The 4,401-nt window shown below is 59.1% G+C and carries 2 protein-coding genes; both read right to left on the minus strand.

Going from position 1 to position 4,401, the window contains the following annotated elements:
- The coding region (locus AOQ71_RS45255) for an IS4 family transposase (protein WP_057740974.1) at nucleotides 1-1,323 on the minus strand (1,323 nt) is incomplete at its 3' end.
- A gap of 400 nt (nucleotides 1,324-1,723) precedes the next feature.
- The coding region (locus AOQ71_RS21655; protein WP_157083614.1) for a non-ribosomal peptide synthetase at nucleotides 1,724-4,401 on the minus strand (2,678 nt) is incomplete at its 5' end.

Genomic DNA, 4,401 nt, shown 5'->3' on the forward strand with positions numbered 1-4,401 from the left:
GTATCCTCCGAGCCGCGCGATCTTGACGACGTAGTGGGAGATCGTGGTTCGTTGAGAGCGGTTGGCACCCCGATCTTTCACCAAATGATCGAGAAGCTTGATTTCGGTTTCCGTCAGCGCCGTTTGCGGCGGCGCATTCGGCGTGGAGCGATTGAGCATCGTCATCCAGAAGACGCGCCAGCTCACAATGCAGAAGACCGCGATCAGATTGACCAATCGCTCAGCGGTTCGCAATTTCGACTCCTCCGCCTTGCAGCCCGATTTGAGGATCTTATGGAAGACTTCGATCTTCCACCGCAGCGCGTACCACTCGAGCTTCTCGATGGCGTCCTTGCGCGATTGGACCGGGAGATCGGTGAGAAGCTTCCACTCGATTTTCTTTCGCCGCTTCGGCGTTCCGCGCTCTTGAGCATGGATCACGGTCAGAGTGAGTGCAGGATATTTCTTCTGCTTGCCGATCGGCGGCAGAATTCGAAGCTTGCGGAATCGAATTTCAAGAAGCGCTTCATCCGGATCACCTTTGTCATCCTTGACAGCCACCCGGTGCAGACCTTTGACCGCGACCTCGTCCATTTCGTCGGCAATTGTATGATTGCCGTCCCCGGCGAGTCGATCAACGCAGGTTCGCACCAGGAAATGCGTTCCAACCTCTTCGGCCAGACAGAACAGCTCATAGATGTCGCTCTCGCGATCGCCGATATGAACGCATTGTCCAGGGGCAGCGAGAAGGTCGGTCGATTGTCGTAAATTCTCCAGCCAGCGGATGCTCTCCTTCTGCTCGATCGGAACCCGTGTCGGATTGATCTTTCGCTTCAGGGCCGTCGTCCCCTTGAACTTCTTGCGTGTCCAGAACTTGATTGCCGCCAGTCCGAGCGGAAGCCCCTCGGTCGTCACGGCGAGGCTCGAATGCATCAGGATGCCGCACTGCGTGCGCCCTGCCGTCTTACCTGTAAAGCCAATCAGATCCGGCTTCTCTCGCTTGAAGCTGAATTCCGTCGTGTCATGGAGGACAAGGATCGGCCCCTCCGTTGTCGTCGCGCGCCCGTGCGTCGCCTCAAAGTGGCCGCCAAGAATATCCGCCTCGTTGACCCGTTCGTTGGAGAAGAAGCGATACGCGGCCTTCGTGTTCGCCCAGTCCTGACAAACCAGCGGGATGCTCTGACCCATGTCGCTCCCGATCAGCCCGAGCAACTTGCAAAATCGGCGGCCGAGCCGCTCATCCTTAAACTCGCATCCCGCAACTTCCCGATCAACCCACGTCTCGATGCCGGTCGTCAATCGCTGAGCACGCGCTTCCGCAAGATCCTTTAGTACCAAGCCCACCAAGCACCATCAAATTCGAATCAGGTGCTCGACAACGAATCACAAGAGATTCTGCCGATTCAAGTTTTCGCCGCGGACACGTCGTCTAAATCGACCGCAAATTGTGGGTAATTGGAAGGTCTCTTTGCCGCTTACCATAGATATCCAGATCCCGAAGCAAGGGTTCCGGCTGAGCGCTTACGAAAGATCGGGGTGCCAACCGCTCTCAACGAACCACGATCTCCCACTACGTCGTCAAGATCGCGCGGCTCGGAGGATACTTGGCCCGAGCCAACGATCCGCCTCCAGGAAATACCGTGATCTGGCGCGGACTATCGCGACTGATCGACATCGAACTGGGAGCCGCGATCGGGGCAAAACTTTATGGGTAATTGGAAGGACCGCTAAGCGCTTACAGTAGTTAACCGGGCGATGATCTTGAGATTTTATGAGCCACTACTCTTGGGAGGGGGTGTCTATCGGCTGTTAGGGCCGTTGATAGGTGTCGAGCCAGAACTCGGCGGTTCTCCGGGACACTCATCATAGTCGCGTGGTCGCCCGGAATTGGCACGGCATGAATGGCCTCCGCACTCAGAACGCGGTCCCAACCCCGCAGGGGCGCACCCTCTGGATCTATTGAATTTTTGCGAGATCGTGCGCGACGGCTAAGATGCTCGTTGCTATAGAACTGATGTATCTCAATCGGTAGGGATGGTACCTCATATAAGTCCAGCGCCCTATGAAACTGCATGCTCCTTTCATACGTCAGAATGTCGTCCTCGAGATCACGATCCAGATGGATCGCCCCAACTTTCTGGGCCTTTTCAAAGAGCTTAGAAATTGAACTTTGTTCAGCGAAGCGTTCAAGCATTTCGAACTTCTCGTCGTCTAATTCGAGAGATTCCAACAACGCTTCTCGCAACATTTGGGTGGGTGATACACTTGACGGTTTTGCAGGTAGCACAACATCGATTAGAGCGATGAATGAAACAGCTTCATCAAGATCCAGTAACTGCTGCGCAATGGCGTAGGCCAAGACTCCTCCTGATGAATATCCAGCGAACCGATATGGACCTCGTGCCTGAATCTCTCTAATCGCCAAATTTACTTGCGAGGCTATCTCTTTAAGATCTGGAACTCGAACTTCACTGAATTGGGGCCATGGCAAAGCGTAGACAGGACATTCGACGTCCATTTCCTGGACCAAACTGGGGACATAGGAGCAGTCGCCCAAACCTGTTGGAACAAAGAACAGTGGCGGCTGCAATCCGGTTGCTCGAACACAAATCACTCTCGAACTGCTGGGCTGTGGTTCCAATTGAGTCTTTGATGCAAGTTCCTTTAGAATGGGGGCTTGGAAGAGGTCGGCGGCACTGAACTTGAGCCCAAGATCAAGTGCGCGACTGAGCAATTGCACAGCTAGCAGGGAATGGCCGCCCAGTTCGAAGAAGTTGTCGTGGCGCCCGATGCGCTCCACACCGAGAAGCTCGGCCCAGATCTGTGCCAGCGTGGTCTCGATCTCGCCCTGCGGCGGCTCATAGGCGCGATGCGCATACGCCTCATCGTCCGGCGCAGCCAGCGCGTTCCGATCGACCTTGCCGTTCACCGTCAGCGGCAGCGCCGCCAGCCGCACGAACGCCGATGGCACCATGTACTCCGGCAGGTGCGCACTTATGTGCGCCCGCAAGGCGCCGGCAAGCTCGCTTCCATCCAGCCCGTTCGAAGCTGCTTCGGGCGCACACACCACATAGGCGACAAGACGCTGCTCGCCGCCGGGGCCCTCGTGCGCCACCACCACCGCCTCGCGCACGAACGGGTGCTCGCAAAGCCGCGCCGCGATCTCGCCCGGCTCGATCCGGAAGCCGCGGATCTTCACCTGCTCGTCGTTGCGCCCCAAAAACTCCAGATTGCCGCCCGGCAGGTAGCGTGCCAGGTCGCCGGTCCGGTACAGCCGGTCGCCGTCCACAAAGGGGCTGGCGATGAACCGCTCCGCCGTCAGCTCAGGGCGGTTCAGGTAGCCCCGCGCCACCCCCGCACCACCGACGTAGAGCTCCCCGACGGCGCCAAACGGAACGGGCGCACCATGACCGTCCAGCAGATAGACCACCGAATTCCGGATTGGTCGTCCCAGTGGCACCCGTTGCTGGTCATCGAGGCCAGCTGGCATCGGATAGCAGAGACTAAAGGTGGTATTCTCTGTCGGGCCGTAGCCATTTGAGATTCGCAGCGTCGGATGTCGCTTCAGACACGCTCTGATGGAACTGACTGAGACCTCTTCGCCTCCGACCAGCAGTTGCTGCAGCCCATTGGTGTTCCGCCCCTCCCCGACATAGACGTCGAACAACCGCGCAGCCATCCAAGCGATGCTGATGCCTTGGTCTCGGATGAGCCGGGCCAGCGTTGCCGTGGAGACGTAACGTTCAGGATAGAGCACAGTACTTGCGCCATTCGCTAAGGCTCCCCACACCTCGAACGTGGCCGCATCGAATGTCGGTGAGGACGCATTGAGAAAGACGTCCCGCGGCGAAATCTCAACGAAATCGTTCCCCACCACTAGACGCACGACGCTCCGATGCTCGACCATGACGCCCTTGGGCGTACCGGTGGATCCCGAGGTGTAGATCACGTAGGCGAGATGGCGGGAGGTGAGGCCGAGCGCGCGCGGGTCCGGATCCGATTCCGGCAGGCTGGCCCAGGCCGGTGCCGCCGCATCGAGCTCCACCACGCTCGCATCGAGGCCCACATCGCCCAAGGCGGCGCGGCCGGCCGCATCGGTCAGCAGCAGCCGCGGCGCCGCATCCTCCAACACCTGGCGCAGCCGCGCCGACGGATAGGCCGGGTCCAGCGGCACATACGCCCCGCCGGCCTTCAGGATCGCCAAAAGCCCCACCACCATCAGCGGACTGCGCGCAACGCAGATTGCCACCGGCTGATCCGGCTTGACCCCGAGGGCGATCAGATGATGCGCCAGCTGGTTGGCGTGCGCATTGAGCGCGCCATAGCTTACGCGCTGGTCCTGATAGACCAGCGCCACCGCCTCCGGCGCCTTGCGCACCTGCGCCTCGAACAGCTCCTGGATGCACTGCTCCGCAGGATACG

Origin of the sequence: Bradyrhizobium manausense (assembly GCF_001440035.1) — a bacterium.
GTDB classification, from domain to species: domain Bacteria; phylum Pseudomonadota; class Alphaproteobacteria; order Rhizobiales; family Xanthobacteraceae; genus Bradyrhizobium; species Bradyrhizobium manausense.